Source organism: Methylorubrum aminovorans (genome assembly GCF_022179725.1).
GTDB lineage: Bacteria > Pseudomonadota > Alphaproteobacteria > Rhizobiales > Beijerinckiaceae > Methylobacterium > Methylobacterium aminovorans.
This window is the reverse complement of sequence record NZ_BPRC01000012.1, coordinates 20,254-46,030: the sequence shown is the minus strand read 5'-3', so window position 1 is coordinate 46,030 and position 25,777 is coordinate 20,254. Positions and strand designations below refer to the sequence as shown.

20 protein-coding genes and 1 tRNA gene are annotated in these 25,777 nt (G+C 66.9%); 7 read left to right on the top strand and 14 right to left on the bottom strand.

Annotation, left to right across the window (positions count from 1 at the left end):
* Positions 1-110: 110 nt before the first annotated feature.
* From MFF24_RS16830 to dnaA, 8 genes are all read right to left on the bottom strand, one after another.
* Entirely contained in the window at positions 111-1,295 is a 1,185-nt protein-coding gene (locus MFF24_RS16830) for a hydrolase (RefSeq protein ID WP_238225787.1), read from the bottom strand.
* Positions 1,296-1,437: 142 nt separating this feature from the next.
* A complete protein-coding gene (gene recD2, locus MFF24_RS16825; RefSeq protein ID WP_238225785.1) occupies positions 1,438-3,621 on the bottom strand; it encodes an SF1B family DNA helicase RecD2 in 2,184 nt (727 codons plus the stop codon).
* 105 nt (positions 3,622-3,726) lie between these two features.
* A complete protein-coding gene (locus MFF24_RS16820; RefSeq protein WP_166057992.1) occupies positions 3,727-4,413 on the bottom strand; it encodes a trna delta -isopentenylpyrophosphate transferase in 687 nt (228 codons plus the stop codon).
* A gap of 206 nt (positions 4,414-4,619) precedes the next feature.
* The gene (recQ, locus tag MFF24_RS16815; protein WP_238225783.1) at positions 4,620-6,467 is read right to left on the bottom strand and encodes a DNA helicase RecQ; all 1,848 of its coding nucleotides are present in this window, start codon (positions 6,465-6,467) and stop codon (positions 4,620-4,622) included.
* A 316-nt stretch (positions 6,468-6,783) separates the two neighbouring features.
* Positions 6,784-7,395 (bottom strand): LysE family translocator, encoded by a 612-nt coding sequence (locus MFF24_RS16810; RefSeq protein ID WP_238225781.1) that lies wholly within the window; start codon positions 7,393-7,395, stop codon positions 6,784-6,786.
* Between the two features lie 8 nt (positions 7,396-7,403).
* Positions 7,404-8,561 carry a DNA replication/repair protein RecF gene (gene recF / locus MFF24_RS16805; RefSeq protein WP_238225779.1) on the bottom strand — a complete coding sequence of 386 codons (1,158 nt, stop codon included), beginning with the start codon at positions 8,559-8,561 and terminating at the stop codon, positions 7,404-7,406.
* 41 nt (positions 8,562-8,602) lie between these two features.
* Complete coding sequence (dnaN, locus tag MFF24_RS16800) at positions 8,603-9,724, bottom strand: DNA polymerase III subunit beta (protein WP_238225778.1); 1,122 nt, start codon at positions 9,722-9,724, stop codon at positions 8,603-8,605.
* Between the two features lie 331 nt (positions 9,725-10,055).
* Positions 10,056-11,561, bottom strand: coding sequence for a chromosomal replication initiator protein DnaA (gene dnaA / locus MFF24_RS16795; protein WP_166057987.1), 1,506 nt, complete (start codon positions 11,559-11,561; stop codon positions 10,056-10,058).
* Positions 11,562-12,286: 725 nt separating this feature from the next.
* Here dnaA and MFF24_RS16790 point away from each other — a divergent pair.
* Entirely contained in the window at positions 12,287-12,466 is a 180-nt protein-coding gene (locus MFF24_RS16790) for a hypothetical protein (protein ID WP_238225776.1), read from the top strand.
* 226 nt (positions 12,467-12,692) lie between these two features.
* Here MFF24_RS16790 and rpsT read toward each other — a convergent pair whose 3' ends face one another.
* Entirely contained in the window at positions 12,693-12,959 is a 267-nt protein-coding gene (rpsT, locus tag MFF24_RS16785) for a 30S ribosomal protein S20 (RefSeq protein WP_108942715.1), read from the bottom strand.
* A 284-nt stretch (positions 12,960-13,243) separates the two neighbouring features.
* Between rpsT and MFF24_RS16780 the strand changes: the two genes are divergently transcribed.
* Positions 13,244-13,318, top strand: a tRNA-Thr gene (locus MFF24_RS16780).
* 255 nt (positions 13,319-13,573) lie between these two features.
* Here MFF24_RS16780 and MFF24_RS16775 read toward each other — a convergent pair.
* On the bottom strand, positions 13,574-13,735 hold the full coding sequence (locus tag MFF24_RS16775; protein ID WP_238225773.1) for a hypothetical protein: 162 nt from the start codon (positions 13,733-13,735) through the stop codon (positions 13,574-13,576).
* A 365-nt stretch (positions 13,736-14,100) separates the two neighbouring features.
* Here MFF24_RS16775 and MFF24_RS16770 point away from each other — a divergent pair, with 365 nt between their 5' ends.
* A complete protein-coding gene (locus MFF24_RS16770; RefSeq protein WP_238225771.1) occupies positions 14,101-16,431 on the top strand; it encodes a PAS domain-containing protein in 2,331 nt (776 codons plus the stop codon).
* 62 nt (positions 16,432-16,493) lie between these two features.
* Here MFF24_RS16770 and MFF24_RS16765 read toward each other — a convergent pair whose 3' ends face one another.
* Entirely contained in the window at positions 16,494-17,453 is a 960-nt protein-coding gene (locus MFF24_RS16765; protein WP_238225769.1) for a Crp/Fnr family transcriptional regulator, read from the bottom strand.
* Positions 17,454-17,705: 252 nt separating this feature from the next.
* Here MFF24_RS16765 and MFF24_RS16760 point away from each other — a divergent pair, with 252 nt between their 5' ends.
* Genes MFF24_RS16760 through MFF24_RS16750 form a run of 3 tightly spaced genes read left to right on the top strand, consistent with a single transcriptional unit; the run spans position 17,706 to position 21,090 of the window.
* Positions 17,706-19,604, top strand: coding sequence for a sensor histidine kinase (locus MFF24_RS16760; protein WP_238225767.1), 1,899 nt, complete (start codon positions 17,706-17,708; stop codon positions 19,602-19,604).
* Between the two features lie 2 nt (positions 19,605-19,606).
* Positions 19,607-20,053: a response regulator gene (locus tag MFF24_RS16755; RefSeq protein WP_108942713.1), complete on the top strand. Its 447-nt coding sequence runs from the start codon at positions 19,607-19,609 to the stop codon at positions 20,051-20,053.
* Positions 20,050-21,090 (top strand): histidine kinase dimerization/phosphoacceptor domain -containing protein, encoded by a 1,041-nt coding sequence (locus tag MFF24_RS16750; protein WP_238225765.1) that lies wholly within the window; start codon positions 20,050-20,052, stop codon positions 21,088-21,090. The genes MFF24_RS16755 and MFF24_RS16750 overlap by 4 nt, the downstream gene beginning before the upstream one ends.
* Before the next feature lie 391 nt (positions 21,091-21,481).
* Here MFF24_RS16750 and MFF24_RS16745 read toward each other — a convergent pair whose 3' ends face one another.
* Both MFF24_RS16745 and MFF24_RS16740 read right to left on the bottom strand, forming a co-directional pair.
* A complete protein-coding gene (locus MFF24_RS16745; protein ID WP_108942711.1) occupies positions 21,482-21,748 on the bottom strand; it encodes a hypothetical protein in 267 nt (88 codons plus the stop codon).
* Positions 21,749-21,881: 133 nt separating this feature from the next.
* On the bottom strand, positions 21,882-23,843 hold the full coding sequence (locus tag MFF24_RS16740) for a cytochrome C oxidase Cbb3 (RefSeq protein WP_238225763.1): 1,962 nt from the start codon (positions 23,841-23,843) through the stop codon (positions 21,882-21,884).
* 285 nt (positions 23,844-24,128) lie between these two features.
* Here MFF24_RS16740 and MFF24_RS16735 point away from each other — a divergent pair, with 285 nt between their 5' ends.
* Entirely contained in the window at positions 24,129-24,875 is a 747-nt protein-coding gene (locus MFF24_RS16735) for a sigma-70 family RNA polymerase sigma factor (RefSeq protein WP_108942709.1), read from the top strand.
* A 46-nt stretch (positions 24,876-24,921) separates the two neighbouring features.
* Here MFF24_RS16735 and MFF24_RS16730 read toward each other — a convergent pair whose 3' ends face one another.
* Positions 24,922-25,761: a class II glutamine amidotransferase gene (locus MFF24_RS16730; protein WP_238225761.1), complete on the bottom strand. Its 840-nt coding sequence runs from the start codon at positions 25,759-25,761 to the stop codon at positions 24,922-24,924.
* Positions 25,762-25,777: the final 16 nt, after the last annotated feature.

Below are 25,777 nucleotides of genomic sequence, written 5' to 3'. Positions count from 1 at the left end.
GCTGCGACGCGAATTGACTTTGCGCTTCGCTCTAGAGCGGATCAGCACCGGCTGCCAAGGGCAGGCGCCGATCCGGTCGGGTTGCGCACAAGCTGGTTCGACCTTTTCTTTTAGGTCAATTCCGGGCTCGCCGCTCCGACACGCCGCCTCCGACAGCGCTCTACCGCCTCGTGGACCGGCTCCGGCCCGGCCACCAGGGCGATGTAGTCGAAGACATCCCGGGACCGGCTCGACATCAGGAGCTGGAAATGCATGCGGAACAGGTTCCAGCGCCGCCGCGCCACCAGCGCCGGCTCGATCAGATCCTCGATCTCGACGCGCATCACCGCAAAGCGGTCGCGGGGTGGTGGCGGCAGGCCCGAGGCGCTGACGGGGTCGCGCAGGTGGATCGAGAGCCAATCCCATTGGGCGCGGACGTCGAGCCAACCGATCGCCGTCTCGTGGCCGATCCGGTCGAGGGCGGCCCGCGTCGCCTTCGCCTGCGGATCGAGGGTGATCCAAGGGATGACACTGCCGATGGTCACGAGCGTCACCGGCGTGCCGCGCCGGCCGAATCCGGGATCGGCCTTCAGGATGCGATCGAGGCATTCGAAGGCGAGGAAGCTCGATGAGGAATGACCGATCACCACGATCTCGGAGGCTCGGCCCTCCGCGGCGCGGATGCGCTCTGCCCACGGCCCCAGACGCTCGCGCATCACAGTCTCGCGGCCGGAGGCATGATCGTGGGTGAAGGCAGTATCGTCGACGAGATGGGTGACGTAGAGCGGCTTTCCGCGGGTCAGATGCGTCACGAGCGATAGGATCGCGTAGGCGAGGACCGGGACGAGTGCGACGCGGGCCGGCAGCGGCCACTGCGCCAGAGGCGTCAGCGTCACCGCCGCGGCGGCGAGCGCAAGGCTCGCCAGGACGAACACCCCGTAGAACTGATGGACGCTGACGATGACCCGGTAGAAGCGGCGCGCTTCTCGCTTGAACGTCCGCAGGTAGCCGGAGCGCCACAGCCGCCACCACAATCCCGGCAGACTTGTCAGACGGCGGAGGTTGGAGCGGGGAAAGCGGTCACGGACGATGTCGTCCCAGCGCAGGAGGCTGTAGCGCACCCGCGTCGCGGCGCCGTCGGCCTCGCTTTCCACATCCCAATCAAGGCTGATGCCGTCCGCCGAGCGGACCGGCTCGCCGACGGTGATCGCCATGCCGCGCCGCTCGGCCGTGAGGCGGCTCTCGCGGCGAAACAGGCCCCAATAGGTTTCCGGCTCGCGGGGATCAAAACCCGGCAGATAGAAAACCTGCCGCACCGGCTGCGTGGAGTCGGGATCAGGAATGGTGGGTCGCTCGCCTTTTGAAAGGGCCGGGCACGCCGACCGCGCCGCCCGTTCACCCGCTGCCTACACGATGAGCAAGGCCTGGGGCGAGGGCAATACGGTGACAACATTCCGCTCAGCCCGCTTCGAGCCATTCCCGCAGCTTGGTCCAGCGCCGCCGCGAGGCCGCCTCGCGGATCGCCATGCCGATCGCCCGGCGCTGGCCGACCAGCACCACGAGGCGGCGCCCACGGGTGACACCGGTATAGAGCAGGTTGCGCGCGAGCATGGTGCGGTGCTGCGTGACCACCGGGATCACCACCGCCGGGTATTCCGAGCCTTGCGCCTTGTGGATCGTGGTGGCGAAGGCCGGCACAAGCGTGTCGAGTTCACCGAAGGGATAGATCACCGGGCGCCCATCGAAATCGACCACGAGCGCCTCCTCCTCGGAATCGATGGCGCTGACCGTGCCGAGATCGCCGTTGAACACGTCGCGGTCGTAGTCGTTGCGGGTCTCCATCACCCGGTCACCGGGGGCGAAGCGCCAGCCGAAGCGCTCGACCTGCGCCGGCGGCGCGGGGTTCAGCACCCGCTGCAGGGCGTGATTGAGGTTGCGGCTGCCGAGCGAGCCGCGGATCATCGGCGTCAGAACCTGAATGTCGCGGGCTGGATCGAGGCCGAAGCGCTGCGGGATGCGCCGGGTCACGAGCTCGACAAGTGTCTCGACGCCCTGGTCCGCATCCTCGATTTCGACGAGGTAAAAGTCGCTCGCCTCGCCTTTGGGCGCCGTGACCGGCATCCGGCCGGTGTTGATGCTGTGGGCGTTGACGACGATCCGGCTCTCCGCCGCTTGGCGAAAGATCTCGGTGAGGCGGGCCACCGGCACCCGGCCCGACGCGATCACGTCGGCGAGAATCTGACCGGGGCCAACGGAGGGCAACTGATCGACGTCGCCGACGAGGATCAGGCCGGCATGGTCCGGCACCGCCTTGAGAACGGCGTTCATCAGCGGCACGTCAACCATCGAGGTTTCGTCGATGACGAGGAGGTCGCAATCAAGGGGATTGTCCTCAGCGCGCTGAAAGCCGCCGTTGCGCGGGTCGATCTCCAGCAGGCGGTGAAGGGTGCGGGCCTCCAGCCCCGTCTGCTCGGCCATGCGCTTGGCCGCGCGGCCTGTGGGGGCGGCGAGCAGCACCCGCACGCCCTTGGCCGTAAGGATGCGCAGGATTGCGTCGAGGGTGCTGGTCTTGCCGACACCGGGGCCACCGGTGAGCACGCAGAGCTTGGAGCGCAGCACCAGCTCGACCGCCTCGGCCTGCGAGGCGGAGAGCGTCTTGGCGGTCTTCGCCTCGACCCAGGGGCGAGCCATCGCGAGGTCGATCGGCGGCCAGGGCGGGGTGCCGGCGGCGCGCTCGGCGAGCCGCATCGCGATGGCGCGCTCGGCGCCGTGCAGGCCCTTGAGAAACAGGCAGGGCTCGCCGCGCAGCGTATCGGCCACAACCTCGCGACCCTCGCGCAGCGCCAACGCCGCGGCAACGCGGACGAGATCGGGCGCGACGTCGAGGAGATCGGCGGCGAGGCCCACCAGCCGCTCGACGGGTAGGCCGCAATGGCCCTCGTCCATTGCCGTCTGGAGCGCGTACGACACGCCGGCGGCGAGCCGCTGGGGCGCCTCGCGGGCGAGGCCGAGGCGCAACGCGATCGCGTCCGCTGTGCGGAAGCCGATGCCCCGGATGTCGCGGGCGAGGCGATAGGGATCCTCCGCCATCACCTTCAGCGCGTCCCCGCCGTAGGTGCGGAAGATCCGGGTCGCCCGCGCCGTACCGACGCCGTGTGCGTGCAGAAAGATCATGATCTCCCGCACGGCCTTCTGCTCGGCCCAGCCCTTTACGATACGAGCGGCGCGCTTGCGGCCGATCCCCTCGACCTCGGTGAGGCGGGCGGGCTCCGCCTCGATGATCTCGAAGACCGCCTCGCCGAAGGCGGCGACGATGCGCTTGGCCATCATCGGGCCGATGCCGCGCATCTGGCCGGAGGCGAGATAGCGCTCGATGCCCTCGATCCCCGTCGGCGGCGTCACCTGGAGCGTGTCGGCACGGAACTGGAGGCCGTGCTCGCGGTCGGTGACCCAGCGCCCCGAGGCCGTCAGCCACTCGCCCGCGGCGATCGCGGGGGCGTGGCCCACCACCGGCACGAGGTCGCGCTTGCCCCGCGCATGAACCTTGAGGACGCAGAAGCCGGTCTCGGCGCTATGGAACGTCACCCGCTCGACCGAGCCGGCGAGCAGGTCGAGATCGGGCGGCCGGACCGGCGCGTTCATGCTCACACCCCGTCATGGTTTCGAAAGGTCGAGACCTTTCGCGGGTCCAGGGCGGAGCCCAGGATGGCCGAGGCTCCGCCAGACGGCTTCTCGTTCGGGAACCGATTAGGCGGCGCGGCTGCCGCGTCCGGCCTTCTTGGCCGGGGGCCAGCCGAGCGCCCGCAAGCGCGCCTTGGCGTAGTCGCGCACCTCCTCGCGGGTGCCGTGCGGCATGGCGTTGAGGGTGGCTTGGGTGCGCTCGTCGAGCATCAGGTCGGTGACGGCGTTGATCGTTTCCGCCTCATCGATCAGCCGCTTGAGGTCGGCTTCCTGCTCGGTCACCTCGTCGAAGGCCGGGGAGGCGTCGAAATCCTCATCCACGGCGCGGATCGCCATCGGCTGGTTCTGGCGGAATTCGTCCGCCTCCTCCTCGGAATAGACGAGGCCGTGCAGCTCGATCAGCTTGAGGATGACCCGGTCCTTCGCCCGCTTCTCGGCCATGGCGTAGACATAGGCCGCCTGCCGGCCGGAGACGCGGTAGTTCACGTTGACCAGCGCCTCGCCGATCGACCACTCGACCCGCTCCTCGCCGGCCTTCTCACCGGGCATGCGGCCGGTGACGAGGATCACCGCCTCGTCGCGCTCGCTGCGCAGCAGGGTCGGCGGATCGAAGCGGATCTTGGTGTGGCCGGCAATCCGTTCCAGCGTCTTGTGATAGATGACGGCGGTGCCCTGCACGCGCCAGACATTGCCCGCGAAGGGCTCGCCATAGCGCACGAGGATGTCGGCGATCTGCTTGTCGGCGGTTCTCATGGTTGTCCCCAGGCTGTGGACCGGGTCCGTGGACGGAAGAATGCCGCCTCAGCTGACGGCCGATGTTCGCGTTATGTTCTTCCTGTGGACAATATGTGGATAACCCTTGCGTGGCAAGTCCGCTTGCGTGCGACGGGGGGTCCAACCGAGTCGCCGGTTCGTCCGACAGGAGAGCTTCAGCTCGGGTCGCGAGGGGACGACGCCGGTCAGCCGGCCTTCTTGGCGTCGTCGAGGAACTCGCGGATCGCGTCGGTGAACCGCTCACCGTAGGCCTCGCGCTTGCGCTCGCCGACGCCGTGGACCGTGCGCAGCGCCCAGAGATCGACGGGCTTCGAGCGCGCCATCTCGATCAGGGTACGATCGGGAAACACCATGAAGGCGGCGATGCCTTCCGCCCGGGCGATGGTGGCGCGCAGGCCCCGCAGATGCTGGAACAGCGCCTCGTCCGCCTCACTCAGCGCATTGGCGTCGTCGTCGCGGGCTGCAGGCCGGCGGTTCTTCGGCTCGGCCTTCTTCGGTTCGGGGTCGGGCCGGACCTCGATCCTCTCGCGTCCGAACAGGATCGCCTCGCCCTTCTCGGTCATGACGAGGCCACCATAGCCGTCGGTGTTCTCGGCGACCGCCCCGGCTGCGAAAAGCTGGCGCAGGAGCGCGCGCCACGCGGCCACCGGCTTGTCGTTGCCGACGCCGAAGGTCTTCAGCGCGGCGTGGCCGTTGCGGCGGATCGGCTCGCTCTCCTTCCCGTGGACGACGTCGCAGACATAGGCCGCGCCGAAGCGCTGGCCGGTGCGCACGATCGCCGACAGCAGCTTCTGCGCCGCCACGGTGCCGTCGATGAGCGAGACGCCGCTGCGGCAGAGATCGCAGCGGCCGCAGCGCTCGCTCGCCTCGCCGAAATAGCCGAGCAGCGATTGACGGCGGCAGGCGGCGCCCTCGCACAGCGCGATCATCGCCTCGAGCTTGCGTCGCTCGACCCGGCGGCGCTCCTCCGAGATCTCCTTCTCATCGATCTGGCGGCGGCGCAGCGCCATATCGTCGAGGCCGTAGAGAGTCAGGGTGTCGGAGGGCAGCCCGTCGCGGCCGGCGCGGCCGATCTCCTGATAGTAGCCCTCGATGTTGGTCGGCATGTCGGCGTGACAGACGTAGCGCACATCCGGCTTGTTGATGCCCATGCCGAAGGCGATCGTGGCGGTCATCACCACGCCGTCCTCTTGCAGGAAGGTGTCCTGGTTGCGCGCCCGCGTGCCCTGGTCGAGACCGGCATGGTAGGGCAGGGCGTTGAATCCGTCCGCCTTCAGGGTATCGGCGAGTTGCTCCACGCGCTTGCGCGACGAGCAGTAGATGATGCCGCTCTCCGCCCGCCGGTCGCGCAAGAAGCGCTCCAACTGGCGGGTCGGGTTGTCCTTCGGCTGGAAGGTCAGCCGGATGTTCGGCCGATCGAAGGAGTGGACGAAAGTCTTGGGGGAACGGCCGGCGGGAAAGAGCCGCTCGGCGATCTCGGCTCGGGTCGCCGCGTCGGCGGTGGCGGTCAGCGCCAGCGTCTGGACGTTGCCGAGCGCCTCGCGGGCGCGAGCGATCTCACGATATTCGGGTCGGAAGTCGTGGCCCCATTGCGAGACGCAGTGCGCCTCGTCCACCGCGAGCCGCCGCACGCCGGCCCCGCGCAAGGCCTCCATGCAACAGTCCATCAGCAGGCGTTCGGGCGAGACGAACAGTAGCCGTAGGTCGCCGGAGCGGATCTTGCGCCACGTCTCCCGCGAGGTCACCTCGGCCACCGTCGAGTTCAGGGTCGCGGCCTCGATGCCGAAGGCGTGCATCTGCTGCACCTGATCGTGCATCAGCGCGATCAGGGGCGAGACCACCACGGTGAGCCCCGCATCCACCAGTGCGGGTAGCTGGTAGGTCATCGACTTGCCTGAGCCCGTCGGCATCACCGCGAACACGTCCGCGCCGTCGAGCACGGCGCCGATCACCTCGTCCTGGCCGGGACGGAAGTCGTCGTAGCCAAAGGTTTTTTTCAGCGCGGCACGGGCCTCGTCGAGGCGTTGGGACATCGGGACTCGGAGGTTCGGGCGAGGAAGAAAGGACGCGGCGACTGACACCGATCCGGGATGGGGTCTACGTTACAGGAGCGGCGCGGCAATGGCAGTCGAGGTTTCGCCCCCAGGTCCCTTGTGATCGACGAGACCGATCGGCTGGATCACGATCTGGCGGCTTTGCGGCGGGTGGACAAGATCGAAGCTTTGCGGGTCGCCCTCGTCAACGCGTTGCGGCTCTCCGAGATGACAACGGTGCGCGAAGTCGCGTTGTACCGGCCGAAGGCAGACGGGTGTGGCAGAACGGGATACCACCCCGCTCGGTCCTTGAGGCTCACCGCGTTGCAACGGCGAGAGCGGCACCCGCCATCACGGTACCGGCTCCGCGATTTACCGCCCGCCGCGCACGAACCGAGTCGAAGAAACGCCGGACTCGGACAGCGGCCAGGGTGTAGGCGGCGAAGGTCGTGCTGAGAACGACCACGATCGTCGCGGCAACCTCGATCATCCCGAGCGGACTGATACGTTCGAGATCAATCACGGTCGGTAATAGAGCGAGGAAGAACAGGACGACCTTGGGATTGCCGAGCGTCAGGGCCAAACCGCCGAGGAACAGGCGCATTCCGGTTTCCCCACGCACGGGATCACCTTCGAGAGGCTCGACCGGCGCGGTCCAGGCACACCATGCAAGGTAGGCGAGATAAGCCGCGCCGATGTAGCGGATTGCGATGAAGAGTGTCGCGAAACTCTGCGCGAGAAGCGCGAATCCGGTCGCCGCCATCGCGAACCAGATCAGATCACCGACAATGAAGCCCGCGACGAAGGCTGGGATGCCGCGCGTGCCGCGCGCCAGAACACGGGCGACAAGCGCGAAGACGCCGGGTCCGGGAGAGGCCACCGCGACCCCATAGACGGCGGCGAACAGCATGATGCTCGACAGAGGCATTCGACCTCTCAGTCAACACTCGACGTGACGATACGTCCGTCCGCGATCTTGATGATGTCGGCTCGCCCTTCCAACTCGACGAACAGGGCCGGGTCGGCGCCCGTCATCCAGACCTGCCCCTCGAGTGCTTCGAGGGCGTCGAACAGCCCAGCGCGCCGCCGCGGATCGAGATGAGCGGCCACCTCGTCGAGAAGAATGAGGGGCGTGAGGCCGCTCATCGCCCGAACGAGTCTGGCATGGGCCAGCACGAGGCCGATCAGAAGCGCCTTCTGCTCACCGGTCGAGGCCGTGGCGGCGGGCACGTCTTTCGGGCCGTGGCGCACGACGAGATCGGTGGTCTGCGGTCCGATTAGAGTACGGCCAGCGGCCCGGTCGCGGTGGCGGCCCTGCATCAGCGCACGGCGGAAGCGATCCTCGGCCTCCAGCGCCGGCCAGACCGCGACAAGGTCGTCGAGATCACCCTCCAACCGCAGGGAGGCCCAGGGGAAAGGCGCGGCATCGTCGCGTGTGTCGGCGATCAGTCGGTCGAGGCGTTCGACCGTCTCGCGCCGGGCGAGCGCCACGGCGACGCCCAGTTCGGCCACCTCGCGCTCGACCGCGTCGAGCCAGCGACCGTCGTCGGGGCGCTCGTCGAGGAGTCGATTGCGCGAGCGCAGGGCCCGCTCCATCGCCGAGACGCGGGCGCCGTGGCCGGCATCGACGGCGAGCACCAGCCGGTCGAGGAAGCGGCGCCGGTCACCGGCCGCTCCGCGGAACAGTCCGTCGAAATCCGGCGTCAGCCAGACGATCCGCAGGAATTCCGAGAAGGCGACGGGGGAGGGGGCCGGCGCCCCATCGATGCGACAGACGCGGGTGCCGCGGCCGTCATAGCCCGGCGGCTCGTAGCCGGATCCGAGCCGGTGCTCGGCCTCGGCCGTCTCCAACGTCGCCGAAACGGCGAAGCCGCCCGGCCCGCCGACCCGCGCCATGGTCGCGAGATCGGCCCGGCGCAGACCCCGACCGGGGCAGAACAGCGAGACCGCCTCAAGGATGTTGGTCTTGCCCGCCCCGTTCTCGCCGATGAGCGCCACGAAGCGGCGCGCCGTGGCGAGGTCGAGATCGACGTGGTTGCGGAAGTCGCGGGCGATCAGGCGGGTGAGGCGGGTGCCTCCCGGCAGCGTGTCCATCGTGAGCGATATATCCGATCCGGCGAGCGCCGGAAGCGGACTTACACGCGCATCGGCATCAGCACGTAGAGCGCCGGCGCCCCTTCGCGATCCTGGATCAAAGTCGGCGAGCCGGGATCAGCGAGCCTGAACAGGGCGGTATCACCCTGCAACTGCGCGGTGATGTCGAGGAGGTAGCGGGCGTTAAAGCCGATATCGAGGGCGGAGGCCTCGTAATCGACATCGAGCTCCTCGGTCGCAGAACCGGCATCCGGGTTAGTCACCGATAGCGCGAGACGACCATCGCCCATGGCGAGCTTCACCGCGCGGCCGCGCTCGGACGAGATGGTCGAAACACGGTCCACCGCCTTGGCGAAGGCATCGCGCTCCACCGTCAGGCGCTTGTCGTTGCCGGTCGGGATTACCCGCTGATAGTCGGGGAAGGTGCCGTCGATCAGCTTCGAGATCAGGGTCACGCCACCGGCGAAGGTCAGCCGGATCTTGGCAGGCGACAGTTCGACCTGCACGCTCTCGCCGCCATCGTCCACGAGCTTCTGGATCTCGGCCACCGCCTTGCGCGGAACGATGATGCCCGGCATGCCGCGGCTTCCTTCCGGCGCCTCGGTCTCGACCCGGGCGAGCCGATGGCCGTCGGTCGCCACCGCCCGCAGCTTGAGCGCGCCCTCGACCTCGACGGTGTGGAAGTAGATGCCGTTGAGGTAGTAGCGCGTTTCCTCGGTCGAGATCGCGAACTGCGTTTTCTCGATGAGCTGCTTCAGTTCGGACGCAGGAATCGCGAAGGAATGCGGCAGCTCACCCGCAGCGAGGTCGGGGAAATCGCCCTCAGGGAGGGCGCCGAGCGCGAAGCGCGAGCGGCCGGAGCGGATCGTCATCTGACCGGTTTCGCCGGAGGTCTCCAGCGAGACCTGTGCGCCGTCGGGAAGCTTGCGCACGATGTCGTAGATGACGTGGGCCGGGACGGTGGTGGCGCCGGCGTCGAGCACGTCCGCGGCGACGGTCTCGGTCACCTCGATGTCGAGGTCGGTCGCCTTCAACTGCAGGCCGTTCTCGCCCGTGCGGAGAAGGACATTGGAGAGGATCGGGATCGTGTTGCGCCGTTCCACCACCCGGTGGACATGGCCGAGCGATCTCAGGAGGGCCGCGCGCTCGACTGTGACTCTCATCGGAAAACCCGTCGTCTCTTGAACAATCGGCCGGTCCGCCGTCGGTCAGGCCCGAAAACGGCGCGACTCTCTCGAAACGCCCCTCCCGCCATCGCGGCCGGAGGGCTGGTCGGTGACGGGACGTTTCGCGAGGCACGCCAGTGCGGAGCGGGCTGAACAGCTTGGCGAAGCGCTCCCACGAAGGCAAGGGCGACCTCCGCGCTGTCCCGTCCCTCGAGGGGCTCATCCCTGAGGGTGTCGATCCGCGCCGGACCGCTCCTCACATCGAAGGACACAGCCGATGGCCCTTGCGGAGCGGAGCCGGACGATCCCGGCTCCGCTCCGATCGGCATCAATCCTGAAGCATGCGCTTCAGCAGTTCGACCTCATCGCCGAGCACCGCATCCTCGCCGATCTGCTTCTCGATCTTGCGCACCGCGTGCAGCACGGTGGTGTGATCGCGCCCGCCGAAGCGGCGGCCGATCTCGGGCAGGGAGCGCAGGGTCAGCACCTTCGAGAGATACATCGCGATCTGGCGCGGCTTGACCACGGCGGCGGTGCGCCGCTCGGACAGGATGTCGGAGCGCGAGACGTTGTAGCGCGAAGCCACCAGCTTCTGGATATCCTCGATCTTCACCCGCTTCGGCTCGCGGTTCTTCACGAGGTCGCGGATCGCGGTCTCGGCGGTCTCGACGGTGACGGGCGCGCCGGTCAGCGTTGCGTGGGCCAGGAGCCGGTTCACCGCGCCTTCGAGGTCGCGGCCGTTGGCCGTGATCGCGCGGGCGACATAGGCGGAGACGGCCGGCGAGACTTCGAAGTTCGGGTGGCTCTGCCGCACGGCGTCGAGCCGGGCGGAGAGGATCGAGGCGCGCAAGCCTTCATCCAGCCCGCCGATCTCGACGACGAGACCGCCGGCCAGGCGCGAGCGCACGCGCTCGTCGAGCGCCTCCAACTCCGTCGGCGGACGGTCGGAGGCGACCACCACTTGGCGTCCCGAATCGATCAGGGCGTTGAGGGTATGGCCGAACTCGGTCTGGATCGACTTGCCCTGAATGAACTGCACGTCGTCGAGAATCAGCAGGTCGATCGCCCGAAGTCGCTCCTTGAAGGCGAGCGCGCTTTGCGTCTTCAGGGCATTGACGAAGCCGTACATGAAGCGGTCGGCGGTGAGATAGATCACCCGGCGTCCCGCCTCGCGGGCGGCATGGCCGGCAGCGTGGAGCAGGTGCGTCTTGCCGAGACCCACGCCGGCATGGACGTAGAGCGGGTTGTAGAGCGCGCCGTCACCGTCACTGCGGGCGATCCGCTCCGCCGCCGCGTGGGCCAGGGCGTTGGAGCGGCCCACGACGAAGTTGGCGAAGGTGAGCCGTACATCGAGCGGTGCGCCGTTGAGATCGACCGAACCCGATTCGCCGCGGGGCGAGGTGATCTCGGTCTCGACCAGCGGACCCGGTCCCTGGAGAGCGGCGGCCGTCGCGGTGGCGTGGAGCCGGTTCAGCGGCCCGCTCGTCGGGTTCGGCTTCGCCTGGCTGCCGGCACTTGGGCGGGCTGGCGCGGAGGCCCCCCGCACGCCGACCTCGATGCGGCTGATATCGTCGGCCTCGGCCCGGAAGGTCGTCAGCACCCGATCGAGATAATGCGACTCGATCCAGCTCTTGAGAAACCGGGTCGGCACCGTGAGACGGGCAACGCCGCCCTGAACGTCTTCCAGCTCAAGACGGGCAAACCAGCTCGCGAACACGTCCTCGCCAAGCTCCGCCCGCAGCCGCCGCTTCACCCGCGTCCAGGCCGCGGGGATATCGATGGTCCCCCTGCCGTTTCCGCCATCGCCGTCCGACATGCTGCCGTCGAGGTGCATCACCGTGTCTCCTCGCATCCAAGCCGGCGGACCGGAGGGGATGCGTACGCATACGCCACACGAGAGAAGGCCACGCCCGACTCGGGCGGTGCCGGAAATGGCCGCAGCGCTGTCAAGACCAACGCCGCGGGCCACCGCTAAAGATGGCTGTGTATCAACAATCCTCTATCGTTCTCCTAACAGCGGGACGATCGGGGAAAACATCTGCGCGCGCGGCGAGTCCTGCGCCTGGGGTCGAAGAGTCGAAGCCCGGCCCGCAACTTGGGGAAGACTCGGGCCGATTCGTCGCTCGACTTGGACCGGCTCTCCTGCCGCAAGGTTTTGTTAATCTACACGGTGCGGAGGAGCGGGCGCAACGAAGAACCCTTGCCCTATGGTTAACGTTGCGTTGTCGGCACCTTTTCCGGACGGACGCAACCTGCGATTCGGGATAACCGGACCGCACCTGTGGAGAAGACGACGCGCACGGTGCACAAGTTCGGCACCGGAGGCCCTTGCGCCTCCACGGCCGCGCGTCCGAACGCCATAGCGCCCGCCCAGGGTTCACACGGATTCGCCACGCCGTTCCTCACCCTCGATGTCGACAGGCGACGTCGTCGCGACGCCACCGCGGATGGACCCGGCGATCCGGCCCAGAATCACGGACACGGATCGGACGAAGGATCGCGGCCGGAGGGCCTCCAGGCTGCTCGATGGCGCGAAGGGAGAGCTTGAGGGCCTAAGGCATGCTCAAGGAAATCGTCGTCGCGGATGGGCTGAACATCGAGCCCCTCGATCAAGGCGAGTCTATCACCCGGATCGGATCGGCGAAGATCGTCGTCCGTATCCGAGACAACAGGATGACCGCCATGGAGAGCGACCAGAAATTCTTCGCGGCGGACGAGGCGGCACGGACACGGCTGTGAGTCCGCCGCGCGAAGGATGCGAGACTGAGCGGCGTGAGACGCGCCAGGCATCATAGGAATGGCGCCGGAGCCGCGGCTCCGGACGACCAAGCCGAGCTGGCGCCGGCGCTCAATGATCGGCGGTGCTCGAAAAAAGAAAGCCCGGCCGAAGGGCCGGGCTTGATCGATATTCTGGACAGCGCGCCTTCCTGACGACCTTCCGGTCGGCGGGAAGGCCCGCCAAATCTTAGGCGGCGATCGACTTCACGCGGGCGGCGAGGCGAGACACCTTCCGCGAGGCGTTGTTCTTATGAACGATGCCGTGCTGGGCGGCGCGCATGATCTCCGGCTCGGCGGCGCGGAGGGCAGCGAGGGCCTGGCCCTGATCGCCGGTGGCGATCGCCTCCTCGACCTTGCGAACGAAGGTGCGCATCCGCGAACGGCGCGAGCGGTTGATCGCGGTACGCTTGGCGATCTTGCGGGTCATCTTCTTGGCCGACACGGTGTTGGCCATGGGGCATCCTCGTCTGGTCGTGGCGGCAACGACCCGGTCCGGGAGCATCCCGTGTCGGTCAGCGCAGCCTGATGATAAGCAAAGGCGAAACGACCGGGCGCAGTGCTGCGGCCGGACGTGGAGGCCGCTCTATAGCCATGCCCCCGTGATCCGTCAACAAATCGTCACGCCGGCCGTTTCGCGCACCGTTCGTGCATTTTGTTCGGCCAAAGAGCGTTGCCAAGCGGAATTCGATCGGCTAATGCCCCGTTCAGTTCGGCGGCGGCATCGCCCCCCGACACCGCGCTGCGGTAGCTCAGTGGTAGAGCACCTCATTGGTAATGAGGAGGTCGAGAGTTCAATCCTCTCTCGCAGCACCATTCTTCCCCCCATCATCATTTCCGGCGCGACCGCGAATACCCTGACCTTTGGGTCCGGAGTTGCGTTGTGCGTCGATGGATTGTCCCAAGACAAGTGATTGCCAGTACGCGCTTGCCACAGGCCTGCTGAAAATCCGTCAATCAGGATCACACCTGACAATCAGGCACTTTGACAGGACACGATCCTGATTTCGATCGCAGCAAGTCAAATAAACGCGCATCTTATATTGTAAATATATATATATAAAAATTAAATCAGCTCATTCCGCGTGAAATACTGTTGAAATTGGCCGCCTTCGATCGATAACACAGCGTCTTCCGCAGGCCGTGCGTTGCCGAAATCGTAGGATGCGGCACCTGGATCGGGATATTAACTGTCCCGAGCTCGACGGTGACGATTTGATTGATATCGCGCATGGCACCGCATCTGCGCTTGCGCGTTATAGGTCGAATAGCTGCCAATCACGCAGGATTCCCTCTGCGACAGAGACGGTCCAGTAAAGGATTTTTATCTTGAATTCACATCGGATGACAATGCATTGCCTGGGACAAGAAAAGAATGACAATCAATCTTAGCAATTTTAGCAATTCGATCGGGCGCGTAATGCTTGGATTTTCAGTGATTATCTTCCGAGTACTCTCGACACGGTGAGATCGAACTCCGTCTCACCATCGGTGTGACCGAACCGAGGCGTGGCTGCTGGCCGTGTCGGATCCCCTTCTTTGCGTATGGTTCGATCGATGCAGCGTTTTGCGGCACGACCGGTGCGGGAGTTCAGCCGATGAGCGCCTCAGCGATGTGTCAGGACCAACAGTGGCATCGCTCGCCCGATCGCGTGGCAGCCGAGGGTATCGCGGCCTTGCCGGTCATGCTCGAAATCATCTGCCGCATCGCCGGCTTGGGCATCGCAGCCGTTGCGCAGATCAACGACGATGCGTGGAAGGTCTGCAGCGTAAAGGATGATGTTGGCTTCAGCCTACGAGAGCACGACGTGTTCCGTATCGATGCCGTCCCTTGGCAGGAGATGCACATGCATCAGCGGCCGATTGTCATCGACGATGCGGGGGACGATCAGGCGATCCGTCGGCTTTCCGATTCGGAGCGCTTCGGCTTTCGAAGCTGCATCGCCTTCCCGATCACGTTGTCGCACGGAGGCCTGTTCGGAGCCCTCTGCGCTTTCGGGACGAGGCCTGCCCGACTGGACCAGACGGAGATACGAGAGATATTCCGGCAGTTCGCCGAACTGATCGGCTTGCAGCTCGACGCGCAGCGTCAATCGTCCGGGCCGTCGGATGCGCCGTACGACGACGCGGTGATCGCATCCTCTAGGGATGAGGAGCCGCTCGCCACTGTGATCGAGCATCTGCCGATCGCTGCCGGATTGTTCACACCGGATGGCCAGGTCCTCCTCGATAACCCGATCCTTCGTCGGCTCCTCCGGCAGGGCCGCATCCCCGGCGCGGACTTCGGCACAGATCCGCGGTGGGCCGGTTATGCGGCGGACGGCACCGTCCTCAATCCGCGCGAACATCCTTTCGAAAGGGCATCGCGCGGCCACGTCACGCTGCGCACGCGCTTCCTCTATCGGACGGACGACGGTTTCGAGCGCTGGATGCGTATCAGCGGGTTGCCTCTCAGAAGTCGTACCGCGCCGGCATGGCAAGCGGACCCGCCCGCGCCGGCCGTGCTCCTGATCGTCGAGGAGGAGCACGAGGCGGAACGGACGGCGGACGCGCTGCATCAGAGCGAGGCTCGACTGCAGGCCGCCGTCGATCTGATCGGTCTGTCACCCTGTGATTGGAGCCCGGTTACAGGGGCGCTGAACTGGAACGCGCGCCTCAAGGCGATCTGGGGATTGCCACCCGATGCGCAGGTCGATCGCTCCGCCTGGCTTTCGGCAATCCACCCCGAGGACCGGCCGCGCGTAGAGGATGCGATTGCCCGCTGCAGCGACCCGGCCGGAGACGGCATCTACAATATCGAGCACCGCGTGATCGGGATCGAGGACGAGGTCGAGCGGTGGGTGGCGATGCACGGTCGTACCGAATTCGAGGATGGTCGACCGATTGGCTTTGTCGGCGTCGGGCTCGAGATTACCGAACGGAAGCGAGAGGAAACCATCCGTTGCGAGAACGAGGAGCGCTTTCGGCGATTTGCCGAGCACTCGACCAACGTCCTCTGGCAGGCCAATCTCGAGAGCCGGCGCCTGACCTATCTCAGCCGCGCCCTTCGGCACGTCTGGGGCGTCGCGCCCGAGCAACTGACGTCGATCGAGAGTTGGCTCGCGACGATCCATCCCGATGACCGGGACACCGCGTATCGGACGGTCGAGCGCGTGGGCGGCGGCGACGTCGCCGTCTTGGAGTACCGCATCCTGCGCCCTTCCGACGGCACCGTTCGGCGCATCCGTGACACCTTCTTCCCGATTCGAAGCGAGGATGGCCGCATCCGCCACATGGGCGGCATCGCCGAGGATGTGACTGGCCGTACCGGTGCCAGGATGTACGTGGTGGACGAGAATCCGGGCTCGCGGCAGGCATTGCTCTCATTGCTGCAGCCGGCCGGCTACGAGGTTCAGGTCTTCGCCAATGCCGCGGCCCTGGCGGAGATCGCGGGATCTCTGCAGCCGGGCTGCGTGATCCTCGACATGGAGGCAGCCGGCCCCGAAAGCCTCACAGTCGCGAAGGCGCTGAAGGCCGGTGGGCTCTCCTTGCCCGTCGTCATGATCGGGCGCAGCCACGGCGATGTCGGTTTCGGCGTGCGCGCCATGAAGGCTGGCGCCGTCGATTATCTCGAAAAGCCGTGGCAGCCCGCGGCGCTGCTGACCGCGGTATCGGCCGCCTTGGCCGAACTGCGTACCGACACCGAGCGAAGCCAAGCGCGCGACGACGCCAAGCTTCGCATCGGAGCCCTGTCGCAGCGGGAGCGGGAGGTTCTTGAAGGATTGCTCGCCGGGGGCACGAACAAGTCGATCGGCCGGGCCCTTGGCCTCAGTCCCCGCACCGTCGAGATTCACCGAGCCCATGTCATGGAGGCGCTCGGGGTCAAAACCCTGCCGGAAGCCGTGCTGATGGCAGCCAGAGCCGGGGTGCAACCGACCCGCGACCTCTGACGGACCTAGCAAGGTCCCGCCGGACGCCCCCCGGGGCGCACCGCCCCGTATGGGGAGGGGCCCTAAGCGGCGGGGCGGTCGCTCGAGGAGGGGCGGAGCGGCGTTGCCGCAGGCTTGAGATAGGACCCGTCGTACTCGGCCAGTGACTTGAGCCCCTCGGGCCTGAGGATCGTGAGCCTGCGGCCGGAAAGCTCGATGAGCCCATCGCGACGAAGCTTCTGCAGGACGCGGTTGACGTGCACGCACGACATTCCGAGCGTATCGGCGAGATCCGCCTGCGTGATGGGGAAACTGTACTGGTTCTCCGACGCGAGCCCGGTCGTCCGGAGCCGCAGCAGCATCTCGCACAGGAAGTGGGCCAGACGCTCCGGGCCGGACCGGGACCCGAGATTGGTGATCCACTCCCGCAACGTCGCGGCCTCGGTGAGCCGGGCCATTTGCAGAGCGCGGGCGATCCTCGGGCGTCGGCGGATGAGGTCCTCGTATTCCGGGCGCGGAATGAGGGCGAGACGACAGGCCGTCAGCGTTCCGAGGGCGCAGTCGAGCGGAAGCCGGAAATCGAGATCGAGTTCGAATAGGTCGCCGGGGAGGAGATAGGCTGTGATCTGGCGCCGTCCGTTCGGCAGGAACTTGTAGCGGCAGGCGAACCCGTCCAGGACCAGGATGGCGCTTTCCGGGATGTCCGACTGATGGAGGAGCGGAGTTTGCGCCGGGTAGCGGCGAGCACCCGCCGCCAAGCCGTCGAGTTCCCGGACATCGCCCGATGTCAGTTCCACATGCGCCGCGAGCTTGCGTCGCAGAGGATTACCGGACTCGGATTCAATCACGCCCGTCCGGAGTGTCGCCTCGTGATCGTGGCGAGGATCGACAGCCTGTTTCTCATCGGGCGGTGCGTGAACCGGCGCAGGCATGAGAACGGATGTGATGAGGCGATTCGGATGAAGTGGCCGCATACGTTTTCGGTACTCGATGTCACAGGCTGCCGGACTATGCGGCTCGGCCTGTAACGTCGCATCCGGCACTTACCTTAGGTAGTCCCCCATGCCAAAAGGTTGTGCCAGCACTCCGGAAGACGCTGTTTTAGGGATCTTTCGCAACCAAACAATCAGCTCCGAGCCCGACGGAAGGACACGATAGCGTCAGACGCTGCGGCGATGTAACTTTCGTCAATCTTGGGCGGTTGCACCGCGCCTGGGTCGCATCGCTGCGATTGGCGACGCTGATCCGGCAATGCCCGAGGCGCAGTCGACGAACACCCGAGTTCCCACACGACGATGGTTCCTACAGGCTACAACGCGGCTCTCGTGGCGCTGTCCGTCGCCATCGCAGTGCTCGCCTCCTACACGGCGCTCGACCTCGGCGGGCGCATGCGCGGCACCGGGTCACGCGCGCGCTGGGCTTGGCTCATCGGCGCCGCTCTCGCCATGGGAGGCGGCATCTGGTCGATGCATTTCGTCGGGATGCTGGCCTTCGAGATGGGCCTTCCCGCGGCCTACGACTTTGGCAGCACGCTGCTGTCGCTGCTGATCGCCATCGGTGTGACAGGCGCGGCCCTGGCATGGCTCGGTCGCGGCGAAGCCGGCCGCTGGGATGTTCTCGTTGCCGGTCCCGTCATGGGGATCGGCGTGGCGGCGATGCACTACACCGGGATGGCCGCAATGCGGATGCCCGGCAACCTCGCCTATAGCCCGCCGATCGTGGCGTTGTCCGTCGGCATCGCCGTCGTGGCCGCGACTGTCGCCCTGTGGCTGACCTTCCGGCCGACCGGCGTCTGGCAGCGTTTCGTGGCCGCTCTCGTCATGGGCTTGGCGGTGGCCGGCATGCATTACACCGGCATGGCGGCGGCCACGATCACCGCGGGGGAAGCCGGCATCCATTCCGCCCATCTCGCCGCCACGAGCGTCGATCAGCAGAACCTCGCCCTGTCCGTCGCGGGCGTCACCTTCGTCATCCTGTTCCTCGCCATGCTCGCCTCGGCGTTCGACCAGCAGCGGATCCAAGGCGAATTGCGGGCGAGCGAGGAACGCTTTCGGGCCGCCGTCCAAGCCGTTCGCGGCGTTCTGTGGACCAATGATCCGCAGGGGCGAATGACCGGCGAGCAGCCCGGCTGGGCCGCGCTGACCGGCCAGACCCGCGCCGAGTATGAGGGCTTCGGCTGGGCCGACGCCGTACATCCGGATGACCGGCAGCCCAGCGTCGAGGCCTGGAACGCGACGGTGGCGGCCCGCAGCACCTTCGTCCACGAACACCGGGTGCGCGCCCGCGACGGGCTCTGGCGACACTTCTCCATCCGCGCCGTTCCCGTGCTCGACGCCCAGGGCGCCATCCGCGAATGGGTCGGCGTCCATACCGATATTACCGAGCAGCGCGAGGCCGAGGCCGAGCTGCGGGAGTCGAACGAGGAGATCCAGCGCTACGCCTACATCGTCAGTCATGACCTGCGCGCGCCGCTCGTCAACGTGATGGGCTTCACGAGCGAGCTTGAGGCGGTTCGCGAGGAATTGCGCACCCTTTTGCGCGACCATCCGCAGGGTAAGCGGATCGACGACGACATCGGCGAGTCGCTGAGCTTCATCCAAGCGGCGATCATCAAGATGGAGCGGCTGATCGCGGCGATCCTGAAGCTGTCGCGGGAGGGTCGGCGCCGATTCAATCCGGAGCCGCTCGCCATGACGGTCCTCGTTCGCGGCATCGCCGATGCGCAGCGCCATCAGGCCGACCGTCAGAGTGCGACGGTCACCGTTGCCGACGCGCTGCCGGAGATCGTCGCCGACCGCCTCGCCGTCGAGCAGGTGTTCGGCAACCTCATCGACAACGCTCTCAAGTATCTCGATCCCTCCCGACCCGGTCGAATCGAGATCTCGGCCAAGCCCGCGGCCGGCAACCGGATCCGATTTGCCGTGTCCGACAACGGCCGCGGCATCGCCGCCCGGGATCATGGCCGGATCTTCGAACTGTTTCGACGCTCCGGCACGCAGGACCAGCCGGGGGAGGGGATCGGGCTCGCCAGCGTGAAGGCGCTGGTGCGCGCACTCGGCGGACGGATCGAGGTATCCTCGCAGCCGGGGAAGGGCACAACCTTTGTCGTGACGCTGCCCCGAGAGCCGGTTACAGGCCGAAGCGAGGCGGCGACATCGAACTCTCCCGAGACGATGTCCCTGGCCGCGGAGTGACCATGCAGCCGCCCTTCCATGCCGTCAGCATTGTGATGATCGAGGATGACGAGGGTCATGCCCGGCTCATCGAGCGCAATATCCGCCGCGCGGGCGTCAACAACGAGATCGTGCCCTTCCGCGACGGCACCTCGGCGCTCGAATTCCTGTTCGGTGCCGACGGCTCGGGTGAGGTCAGCAGCCGGCGCCATCTCCTGATTCTGCTCGACCTCAACCTGCCGGACATGACCGGCATCGACATTTTGGAGCGGATCAAGGCCAATCCGAACACCAAGCGTTCGCCGGTCGTCGTCCTGACGACGACCGATGACAGCCGCGAGATACAGCGCTGCTACGACCTCGGAGCGAACGTCTACATCACCAAGCCGGTCAACTACGAAGGCTTCTCGAACGCGATCCGTCAGCTCGGGCTGTTCTTCTCGGTCATTCAGGTACCCGGGAACTCATGAGCGACGCGGCCCCAGCCCTCATCCTCTACATCGACGACGATCCCGGCCTCGGGCGCTTGGTACAGCGCTCGCTCCAGGCACGGGGCTATCGGGTCGAGCTGGCGGTGAGCGGCGAGGAGGGGCTGGCGCGGGCGCAATCGGGGGGAATCGCTCTCATCGCCCTCGACCACCACATGCCCGATCGGACCGGGCTCGACCTGCTGCCGCTGCTCCGCAGCCTGCCGGACGCGCCGCCGGTGGTCTACGTCACCGGCTCCGAGGACAGCCGCGTGGCCGTGGCGGCCCTCAAGGCAGGAGCGGTCGATTACGTCTGGAAGGACCTCCAGGGACAATTCCGCGAATTGCTCGGCGAGGCGGTCGACACGGCCCTGCGCCAGGAGGCGCTGCGGCGGGACAAGGAGCGGGCGGAGGCCGCCGTCCGCGAAGCGCGGGACCGGGCGGAGCTTCTGCTGCGCGAGGTGAATCACCGGGTCGCCAACTCGCTGACTCTCGTCGCCGCGCTTGCCCGCATGCAGACCAACGCGGTGGCGGATCCGGCCGCCAAGCAGGCCCTGGAGGAGATGCAGTCCCGCATCTCGGCCATCGCCGGCATCCACCGCCGGCTCTACACCTCGCAGGACGTGGAGGCCGTGGAACTCGACGCCTACCTAACGGGGCTCGTCGAAGAGCTGCAGCTTGCAATGAAGGCGTCCGGCCGCGACCACGCCATCCGCCTCCAGGCGGAGCCGATCCGGCTCGCCACTGACAAGGCGGTCTCGCTGGGCGTCGTCGTCACCGAGCTGGTCACCAACGCCTACAAATACGCCTACCCGTCCGAGACCCAGGGCGAGATCCGCGTGCACGTCGTGCGCGAGGGTCCCGATACGCTTTCCCTCGCGGTGGAGGATGACGGCATCGGCTGGACGGGGGAGGGCGAGGCGAGGGGGACGGGCCTGGGCTCGCGCATCATTCGAGCGATGGCCTCCAACCTGCGCTCCGTCCTGACTTATGCCCCCGGTCGGATCGGGACGCGGGCCGTGCTGTCCTTCCAAACCTGATCTCGGATGATCGCTCCAGCGAGCGATGGACAGGTTCGGCCAATAACCTCGGCTCGCAGAAAACGATAAGCAATGCCTTCCGAAGATCTGGCTGCGGACAGCTCCATGGAAGCGTGGCCTCAGACTCTATTTCTTATCGCGTTCGATGAACCGCACCCGCCGAGGCCGGTTACCCGAGCGGCAGATGTGCTGCCTGTTTCTCCCAAGACTTCGACCCGCCCGACCCTGTCGGCGCGGGCTTCTTTTTCCCCAAGGCTGGGCTGATCGAAGACCGGTCGCCGGGGGCTCATATCAAATCCGGTTGATCCCTTCGGGAGGGCGGATTTGGCCGTCGCTCAAGTGCCGCGCGGGCTTGCTGATCCGATCCCCGATTGATCAAGCAAACACCGTATCAGAAGCGGCGGCAGCGAACGGCTTCGTCGGTGAGGGAAGCGTGCACGATCTGCCCGCCCGCCGCCTCGCAGGTCGATCGGAACGACCGTTCGGAGCGGTGAAAGCCCCAGATGGCGATCATCGGCGCGACCATGATGAACACGGTCATGCCCATGATGAAGGCGGGAAACCATTCCGGCATCGGCCGGGACGAGGGCGGCTCCGGTCGGATCGGCGGCATGGGTGCCAGGAAGGCCAGGAGCGGGAGCAGATCCAGGGCGCTCATGGTTCGGGGTCTCTCGCGATAGCGGTTCGGGCCGCCGAGGCCGGACGTATGGAGATCAACGCATCGTCGTTCCATCCGGTCACCTTGAAGTCCGAAGGCGATGCGTCGCAGGACAGGTCTGTCGGCAGAACGATCATGGCACCGGGACCGGCTCGGTCAGCGCGTTGACCGACAGCAGGTAGGCGACCAGGTCGCTCTGCTCTGTGCCGCTCACGCCGGCGGCAGCATCCGCCCAGTAGCTGTGGCCTTCACCCGTGACGCGGGCGGTGCGCGCTTTCTGCGAGCCGGCATTGGCCGCGACGACCCTCGCGCGAAGGCCGCGATCGACGAGAGCCCTCAGGCTGTTGGTCGGATCGGGCGCAATGCCGGCGTCGAGCGTGCCTGGAACGCCGATCTGCCTCTCTGCATCAGGACCGACCGCCACGCCTGAGTCGTGGAGATAGGGCGCGCTCCAGGCGAGACCGACGAGATTCTGCACCTTGTAACCGCCCCTTGTGCCGGCATGCGCCCAGGCGAGCTGCAGCTGCTTGAGAGCATCGCCTTCCATGGGAATCGGGACGAGCTTCGGATCGGGCGGGAGCGGGAAGGGCGTGTCGGTGGCAAAGACTGCCGAGGGTGCGAGGCGCGCCTCCATCCGCACGGTCGAGCGCGCGCGGCTCGGCTGCGTACCGATCTCCTCCACCGGGATGACCCGGTTGTTGCTGAGCGCCGGCCCGGCATGGCAGCCGGCGCAGCCCACGCGCTCGAACACCGCACGGCCGCGCTTCACCCGCTCCGCGTCGGCAGAGACATCGGGCGCGCGCAGGAGATTCTGGAAGGCCGACATCGCATTGTTGGCATAGTTGGCGGGCTCCCCCGGCACGGAAGCCAGAAGTCCGTTATCGGTCATGTAGTTCGTGGCGGGAAAGCTCGGCAGCACGGCGTAGCTGTTCAGACCCGGTGTCCCCGGCGTCGGGTCGGCGGCCTCCAGCACCTCGGTCGGGCGCTTCCCCGAGGCCGGATCGTAGTGGAGCGACGGCGCCGCGGCGCCCTGCAGCACCATGCCGAGATAGACCTGCGGATCGAGCCCGAACAGGGTCTTGGCGGCTTGCGTCTGCTGCGTCGTATCGGAATTGGCGGCGTGAACGTTGTTGTTGAGCGCCGACAATCCCTTGAAGGGTCCGACCCCGGCTCGACCGCTCCAGCTGTAAGGCTCGGCATAGGCCGAGAAGCTCGACGGGATCGAGGTCGGGTTGGTCTCGCGGTCGGCGGAGGAATCGAAGCTGCCGGCGGGCCAGCTCGCGACCTCGACCTTGGCCGCAGCCTCGAACGCGGCCCGATCAGGCAGCGGGGCGCGCCCGCCCTCCTCGGTCGTCACGCTCCGGGATGGATCGCCCGGATGGGCGGACGGGTCGGCGCTGCCATGCATGAAGTAGGCGGTCGCATTGCTCGCCAGCGCCATCAGCAGGCCGGCATTGAGGTCGGTGTTGGGCGCGCCCTCGACCACCTTGCCCGAGGCCGGATCGAAGGCTGCATGACACAGCGCGCAGGTGATCCCCATGCGCAGGCGTCCACGGTCGTAGAAGGTGCGGATGCCGAGGATGAAGGCCGAGCCCCGCGGCACGTCGAGCCCGGTCGGCACCAGTTCGCCCGCCTTCCAGACCCTGTCACCGACCGTCACGTCGCGGGCCATGCGGACCTGGAGATTGGTCGTGCCCGCGCCCCCGAGCAGAAGGATGGCGCGGGCCACTTCGTAGGGCGTCACGCCGCCGTCGAGCATGCCCATCACGTCGGAGAGGAACACCTCGTTGCCGAAGGTCTCGCGGTAGAAGGCGTCCCGGCCGCGTTTCACCAGCGCGTCGTCGATGGCGACGGCGCCCTTCTCGGCGGACAGATCGTTGCGCCCCTCCGGTGTGGCCTTGAGCCGCTCAGCCTCGTCCCGCGCCACGCGCCGGCCGAGGATGTCGTAGGCGGTCTGCAGCGGGTAGCGCCCGGGATTCAGCAGATCCCCCTCGTCCGGCATCGGCGCGTAGCTGACGCGGGCGACGGCACTGACCGCGATGACAGCACCGGCGGCAACGGCCGAGATCACGATGATACGAAGTGGCCAAGCCATTAGGGCGCATATTCCTCGCGGCAATGGGAGCAAAAAACGTTTCCCGACAACCTTATCTGGAAAGCGATCTCAGCTGCGGCTGAGAATAGCGCAGGTTAGGTTGCACGTGACGAGATACATACGATGCGCGCGGCTGGATTCCCGGCGCCTTCACAAGGATCTGAACAACGATACGCTCTTTGTAGCCCTGATAATCTATGTTGGCGCAGGGCAGAGCAAATCGCGGGACAAGTCCGAAGCGGGGCACGAGCCCCTGCCCAAGTCCGTGATCTGCCACAGGACCTGATGCAACAGACTGCCTTCGACGACCTTGCCTCGCCCGTTGATGACGAGGTTCCAACGCTGCCCCCTGAGGTCCAGCAACGCCTCGGAACCCTTCTCGCCGAAGCCTATGCGCGAATGCCGGGCAACCCGAATGCGGAGGCCGGCCGCTTCGACGCACTTCTGGCTCGGCTTGAGACCGTCCTCGTCGCCCAAGAGGGCAAGGACGAAGAGTCGTTCCGGGCTGCCATCATCGAGATGACCCCGCGACTCTACAACTTCGCCATGTCGCTGACGAAGAACCCGTCGGCCGCCGACGATCTCGTGCAGGACACGTTCCTTCGAGCGTGGCGCAGCCGCTCCCGCTTCACCGTCGGCACGAATCTCGGCGCGTGGCTGTTCACGATCATGCGCAACGCCTTCTACTCGCGTCACCGCAAGGAGGTGCGCGAGGTCGCCGACAGCGACGGCGATTACGCCGAGCGCCTCGCCGCCGCGCCCGAGCAATCGGGTCATGTCGATCTGATGGATGCGCAGACAGCGCTCGCGAAGCTGCCGCTGCCGATGCGGCAGGCGCTGATCCTCGTAGCGATCGAGAACCTCAGCTACGAGGAAGCGGCGACCGTCATGAATTGCCGCATCGGCACGGTGAAGAGCCGTGTCTGGCGCGCGCGCGAACAGCTCGCGCAGATCCTCGGCTACAGCGCCGCCGATGTCGGCTCCGACAGCATGACGCTCTCGGCCGTCGGCGGCTCGACCTGGATGGCCTGACCGTCGGCGACTTGAGGCGCCGAGCCGGGCTCGGCGCCCGCTCCCGTCAGGCGCTCATCTGCAACTGGAGCTGCGGCAGTCGGGAGGTCCGGGCAAGGCCGAATTCCTTCAGTGACACGACCTCGACCAGCGCGTCCTTGCGGGCGATGACGACGCTGTTGTCCGGCACCGGCGTCCAGGTCGCGTGCTCCTTGTCGAGCGGCTCCGAGACGACGACCACACCGTCCGCCGACTGCCGGTAATACATGCTGTTGGCCGCATCGTTGGCGGCGTAGCGGAAGGCGTAGAGGTCGCGCCCGTCGGCCAGCGCCGCGGTGAAGCGGAACGGGTGGCCGCCCTCGATGCCGCCGACCATCTCGGTGACCTTGGCCAGCGCCAGAGCCGTCGCGGTGATCGGGTCGCGCTCCACCTGAGAGGCCATCAGACCCTGCCCGAGGATCGCCAGGAACAGCGCCTCCGAATCCGTGGTGCCGTTGCGCGAGGGATAGAGCTCGTCCGGGATCAGCGCCTCGATCGGCCGGCGCAGCCGCGCCCAGTCGCCGACATACCCGTTGTGCATGAACAGCCAAGGTCCGCAGGCGAAGGGATGGCAGTTCGGCCTGGTGATCGGCGTGCCGGTGGCCGCCCGCACATGGGCGAAGAACAGGTGCGAGTGGAGGTGGCGGCAGATGTAGCGCAGGTTCTCGTCGGACCAGGCCGGCTGGACCTCGCGGAAGCGGCCGGGCTCGGGATGGTCGCCGTACCAGCCGAGGCCGAAGCCATCGCCATTGGTGCTCGCGGTCGACTCGAGCGCCTTGATGCTCTGCGATACCAGCGAGTGCGCCGGCTCGGTCACGTAATGTTCGAGCGGGATCGTGAGGCCTCGATAAGCGATCCAGCGACACATCGTTTCGGGTCTCCCG

Coding starts and splice junctions, on each gene's coding strand:
- dnaN (WP_238225778.1), bottom strand. CDS start 9,724: ATGAGAGTCACAGTCGAGCGCGCGGCCCTCCTGAGATCGCTCGGCCAT.
- rpsT (WP_108942715.1), bottom strand. CDS start 12,959: ATGGCCAACACCGTGTCGGCCAAGAAGATGACCCGCAAGATCGCCAAG.
- MFF24_RS16770 (WP_238225771.1), top strand. CDS start 14,101: ATGAGCGCCTCAGCGATGTGTCAGGACCAACAGTGGCATCGCTCGCCC.
- MFF24_RS16775 (WP_238225773.1), bottom strand. CDS start 13,735: ATGCGCGATATCAATCAAATCGTCACCGTCGAGCTCGGGACAGTTAAT.
- recQ (WP_238225783.1), bottom strand. CDS start 6,467: ATGTCCCAACGCCTCGACGAGGCCCGTGCCGCGCTGAAAAAAACCTTT.
- recF (WP_238225779.1), bottom strand. CDS start 8,561: ATGGACACGCTGCCGGGAGGCACCCGCCTCACCCGCCTGATCGCCCGC.
- MFF24_RS16745 (WP_108942711.1), bottom strand. CDS start 21,748: ATGAGCGCCCTGGATCTGCTCCCGCTCCTGGCCTTCCTGGCACCCATG.
- MFF24_RS16730 (WP_238225761.1), bottom strand. CDS start 25,761: ATGTGTCGCTGGATCGCTTATCGAGGCCTCACGATCCCGCTCGAACAT.
- MFF24_RS16740 (WP_238225763.1), bottom strand. CDS start 23,843: ATGGCTTGGCCACTTCGTATCATCGTGATCTCGGCCGTTGCCGCCGGT.
- MFF24_RS16820 (WP_166057992.1), bottom strand. CDS start 4,413: ATGAGAACCGCCGACAAGCAGATCGCCGACATCCTCGTGCGCTATGGC.
- MFF24_RS16810 (WP_238225781.1), bottom strand. CDS start 7,395: ATGCCTCTGTCGAGCATCATGCTGTTCGCCGCCGTCTATGGGGTCGCG.
- recD2 (WP_238225785.1), bottom strand. CDS start 3,621: ATGAACGCGCCGGTCCGGCCGCCCGATCTCGACCTGCTCGCCGGCTCG.
- MFF24_RS16750 (WP_238225765.1), top strand. CDS start 20,050: ATGAGCGACGCGGCCCCAGCCCTCATCCTCTACATCGACGACGATCCC.
- MFF24_RS16755 (WP_108942713.1), top strand. CDS start 19,607: ATGCAGCCGCCCTTCCATGCCGTCAGCATTGTGATGATCGAGGATGAC.
- MFF24_RS16760 (WP_238225767.1), top strand. CDS start 17,706: ATGGTTCCTACAGGCTACAACGCGGCTCTCGTGGCGCTGTCCGTCGCC.
- MFF24_RS16735 (WP_108942709.1), top strand. CDS start 24,129: ATGCAACAGACTGCCTTCGACGACCTTGCCTCGCCCGTTGATGACGAG.
- MFF24_RS16790 (WP_238225776.1), top strand. CDS start 12,287: ATGCTCAAGGAAATCGTCGTCGCGGATGGGCTGAACATCGAGCCCCTC.
- dnaA (WP_166057987.1), bottom strand. CDS start 11,561: ATGCACCTCGACGGCAGCATGTCGGACGGCGATGGCGGAAACGGCAGG.